3 protein-coding genes are annotated in these 4,897 nt (G+C 45.0%); all 3 read right to left on the bottom strand.

All coding sequences use genetic code 11. From position 1 onward, the window contains the following. Positions 1-2,489 (bottom strand): AAA-like domain-containing protein (locus tag H6F50_RS13095; protein ID WP_190429033.1); only part of this gene is annotated, 2,489 nt, incomplete at its 3' end. After that, entirely contained in the window at positions 2,486-3,916 is a 1,431-nt protein-coding gene (locus H6F50_RS13090) for an AAA-like domain-containing protein (RefSeq protein ID WP_190429032.1), read from the bottom strand. The genes H6F50_RS13090 and H6F50_RS13095, both read right to left, overlap by 4 nt. A 360-nt stretch (positions 3,917-4,276) precedes the next feature. Next, positions 4,277-4,849 (bottom strand): HD domain-containing protein, encoded by a 573-nt coding sequence (locus tag H6F50_RS13085; protein WP_190429034.1) that lies wholly within the window; start codon positions 4,847-4,849, stop codon positions 4,277-4,279. Positions 4,850-4,897: the final 48 nt, after the last annotated feature.

Raw genomic sequence — 4,897 nt, 5'->3', positions numbered from 1 at the left:
GCGGCTGGCAGGGTTTTTACGAGAGTCCCGTCAAGGTTCCAAAGTTTGACTGTTCTATCAAGACTTGCCGAGGCGATTAAACGACCTTGAGGGTTAAAAGCGATTTTGCCTACTGCATCGCTGTGTCCAGTTAGGGTTTGGACTAAAGTTCCATCAAGGTGCCAAAGTTTGACTGTTTTATCCCAACTCGCCGAGGCAATAAGATTTCCTTGGGGGCTGTTGGCGTAGCCTGCGCTTGGCGCATAGGCAACGTGCTTAACTCTATCGGTATGTCCGGTGAGGGTTCTCAGCAGTTGACCGTCTGTACTCCAGAGTTTGATGGTTTTATCGTGAGAAGCAGATGCAACGATCTGACTGTCAGGGCTAAAGGCAACGCTGGCAACTTCATCCGTATGCCCGGTGAGAGTTCTCAGCAGTTTGCCGTCTGTACTCCAGAGTTTAATTGTTTTATCTTTAGAAGCAGATGCAATGGTCTGACCGTTAGGAGCGATCGCTACTTGTGCAACTGCATTAGTATGTCCTTGTAAGGTGTGCCACAAGGTATAGCTCGGCTTTGCGTTTGGTAATTTTGTACTCGTTTTGCGCCAAAGTTTAACGGTGTTATCCCCAGAACCAGTAGCAATTAGATCCCCTCTGGGGCTAAATACGACACTCCAAACCGTATTGTTGTGTCCTTGAAGCGTTCCTACTTTTGTACCGTCTTTTTTCCACAGATCGATGGTTTTGTCGGCAGAAGCTGAGGCAATGAGTTCGCCATCAGGGCTGAAAGTTACATCATTAACCACATTGTCATGCCCGGATAACTGGTTATAGTCAACCGCTCCATAAACAGCCTGATGGAGAGCCTCCTTCACTGAGTGCTGAATATCTGCATCTGCAACATTCAACTTGTCTAATCGTCGCTTTGCTGCGATCGCTTGTACGAGTGCATCTAACTTTTGATTTGAGGCGAATAGTGCTTCGGAAGATTTAGCGATCGCTTTGATCTCGCTTACAGCCGTTTGCCGATACTGAACATAAACCGCTAGCCCCAATGCACAAGCTAAAATTAATACAATACTTACGACAAAAAGCAAAAACCTTTGTCGCCTAGAACTTTTTTTCTCTAGTGCTAATCTTTTTTGTTCCTCCGCCAGTCGCGCTTCTACTTCTTTCAGCCGTTCTGCTTCTAGAGTTTGCTGCATTTCCAACCTATCCAATTCGCCAGAAGCGGCTAAAAATTGATAGTCCAAATCGCTCAAGCTTTTACCTTGTGCCCATATTTGAGCGTCTTTCAGCGCTTGTCCGCGCAACAGCCGCGATGCATCCTTTTGCTTTGAAACAATCCAAGCATCAAAAAGTTGAGAGTAAGGGCGCAGTTCCTTTAATTGCTTGTCTACCCATTCGAGATTAAATACTTCTTCATAGATTCGATTTTTTATCTTTAAATAACCCTGAGCTTTTACCACTAATCCTGATAACAACAGTTCTATTGGCTCTCGGCTGTCATCGGTTGGTACTTCCACACCTTGTAGGATTTGCTGGTACATTCCCAAAAATCTGCCAGCGCGTTCCTCGTTGCGAAGGATGCGATCGCGTATTGTCTTTAAATGCTCTGGTTCATCTTGGCTTTCCCATTTATGAATGATGCGTGTCTTCACCAGGTTTTCTACCCAAAACGCCTCATTTCCTGGAGGAATGGTCAGAACGCTGTTCATCGTCTCAGACTCGCTCAATCGCGTGTCAACAAGATTCCCTACCAAGTTACACAGCTTTTGGGTGAGAAAGGGTTGCCCTCCACTCCAGGCTAATATTTCTTTTAAAACGGTCTGTGAGCTTCCTTCTTTTACCTCTAATCCTTTCACTAATGGCTGAGCTTCGTGCAGTTGAATGCCAGTTAGTTCTATCGCTTTCCCAATATTAAAGGGGGTTCGATTTCTATCAACAATGAGATCGCTTGGCGTTGCTACACCAAAAATTGCAAAAGTAATCCGTCTGTATTCTGGATTGATGGCTCGTTGGTTGTAGCAAAACCGAATCCAGGCAAAGAAGTCATCGACCGGAAAATCCAAACTTAAAATGCTATCAACTTCATCAATAAACATAAATAGTCTTTCATTCGGAAATTGAACCAATAACAAATCGGCAAGAAATCGGCTCAACCTTTGGAGTAGGGAGATATCTTCTTGCTCTCGCCACCAAGCTTTCAAATTAAGTTTTTCTAACAAGTTAAAACCCGACCACAGATCGGCAACAATTCCCTTGTACCACTGAGTCGGCGTAATATTTTCACTGCCGATATTAGTCATATCCACAGCAGTGCATTTAAACCCTTCTTGTTGCAAGCGATAGCGAGTTCTCACCAGCAGAGAGGATTTGCCCATTTGTCGGGAGTTGAGAACGTAGCAAAACTCACCCTGTTTTAATGCTTCATAGAGTTGGGAGTCTGCAATTCGTTGTACATAGCTGGGTGCTTCGCTCGTTAGACTACCACCGACTTGGTATTTCATCGCTCAGTATTCTTGGAGTGGCATTGGCATTCTTTTTTCTCTCCTAGCTGCGAGCGAAAATAGAGACGATATAGCTGGCAGCTGGGACTTGCCCGATTTCCATCCATTTGGATCAATCCCATGCTTTCTAACTTATAGGCTGCGATCGCTTCTAATTGTACGCTCTCATCAGCAGTAACAACTTGTTGCAAAGCCGATGCTAATTGTGGTTCATCTTGGAGCATCACCAAATGACTCCGTAGATGGTCGCTATAAATCCCGGCGGGTGTAGGAGCCACTTGCAATAACTCCTCTAATGTCATCGCTCCTCGACGCAGGTGATAAAGCGCTACGCTTACCAAATAGGGATGTCCGCCCACCATTGCCATTAGTAGAGATGTGTAATCATTGCCGCAGGAAGTGCCATTTTGTGTCTCTATTTTATCGCTCCAATCAAGTCCATAGCGCTGTGCCAAATCCTGCACCTGTTCGCTGGAAAACTGGGGTGAACCAATGGATATTCCGACATTGAAGGGGGATTGATTCAGCTTTAGCGGAATATAAATCTCTGTACTATGAACAACCAAAAGCCTGAGCTTTTGCCAAACTTCCACTGCTCGTCCTTGTTCGTGCCAAAATCGCAGCATTGGGAGAAAATCTAAGGCGATTTTGGGATGCTCAAAAACCCGATTAACTTCATTCAAAGCCAACACTAGAGGACTGTTAACTTGCTTGAACAGATAACCCTCGAAATAGATTTTGCAGCTAACTTTACTGCCCATATCCTCATCCCAAAACTCATCCATTAGGGGATTGAGATTCAACTGTCTGCTGACATTGGCACAGAACCAGCGTAGGAATTTATCGAGGGAGGCAAAAACTGCTTCGTCGGCTTCCTGAAAATCTAAAGAGACCGTTTTGTAACCAACATCTGTAGCGCGAGCCAGAATCCGGATAAGTAGTGAACTTTTCCCCATCTGCTTGGGTGCTTTGATGCGGAGCAGACATCCAGGTTGGGTAATCTCAGTGCAGGCGAGTTCTTCAATCGGGGGACGATTGATGTAGAGAGGAGAATCTAGCGGTACAGGACCCCCAGGAAATTTTTGCTCGGTTTCTGTTTCTGAAGCTATAAAATTATCTTCTACTCCTGTGTCTGTTTGCGCCTCTTGCGGTCTATTTTGCTGTTCACCTGTCCGGTTTTGCTGGTGCAGGTTAACGAGTAAATGCAAATTTTTTTTCGTCACTCTCTGGTTGAGTGCTGCTGAGAGAGCCTGCCACAAGTGGGAACCAACTTCTTTGAGGTAGGGGATACTGTAAGCAGAATCCCGTGCAATTTCACGATAATCGTCTCCTAACCAAGAGCGATGCAGGATTAATCGCTCAACAGGACTGAGTTGCCGAAAAAGCAGAACTTTTTCTACGGCTTCCAGAACTTCATCTACATTCATGCGATGACATCATTTGGCGTAGAATCACATCTAGCAAGTTGTCTACAGAATTTTCAGTTCCTAAAACCAAAAAATTCTATCTTAATATTCTTACTTTTTATCGATAAAAATAGATAATTTTTGTACTATTTATTTGTCAAATAAAGGGAAAACAGGCTAGTTTTCGGAACTGCCTTCGCTGTATTTTCCTGTAGTCAAGAGGTTAGTACAGGAATTAGGGGGTCTCTACTTAAGAATCAGATGGCAACCCAAACAAGCACGGCAAAAGCATCTAGCCTCTTGTAAAGGTAATGATACCGCTCCCGCATGAGACCACCCTACAAATTGGCAGGGTTTCAAGAGATTTGTCAATCAAGCAGCTTAAGTCGCTTTGTCTACCTGATGTTCTATTTCTGAAACGACCCGTTCTAATTCATCAATGAGCGGTGATGAACCGGCTTTGCGAAATGCGCCAACCAACGAGCGATAATACCAAAGCGTTCCTTGTTTGCCTGCTTGGAAGCGTTCCCAAATTGCCTCGCCTACAATGTGATAATCAGTCAAAATCGAGCGGGCATTGTGGAGTTTATCGGCTGCTGAGACAAGACGCACCGAGGTTGAAGCAGTCGGGATATGGGCAATATAAGCTTCTTTGCGTTGCTGCCAAGGGGGTTTGGGTGTTGTGTCAGCATCGGTACAACCGTTGACAATTTCCGTGACGGTATCTCCAAATCGACGACGAATTTCTTCTCGTGTCGCGGCACCACCTTGGTCTTCGATGGCATCATGGAGTAGAGCAGCGATCGCTTCATCTTCATTCGCGCCATGCTCTAAAGCAATACTGGTGACGCCGAGTAAATGAGAAATATAGGGAACACCCGAACCTTTGCGAATTTGGTTCGCGTGCAAGGCGGTGGCAAAGGTCAGTGCATCTGTAAAGCGTTGTGAGAGAATCATTTTAATTTTGGGTAATGGGTAACGATCGATCGTTTTTAGTCGTTG

The organism is Coleofasciculus sp. FACHB-712, from assembly GCF_014695635.1.
Classification (GTDB): Bacteria; Cyanobacteriota; Cyanobacteriia; order Cyanobacteriales; family FACHB-T130; genus FACHB-T130.
This window is presented reverse-complemented; position numbering and strand designations above follow the sequence as displayed.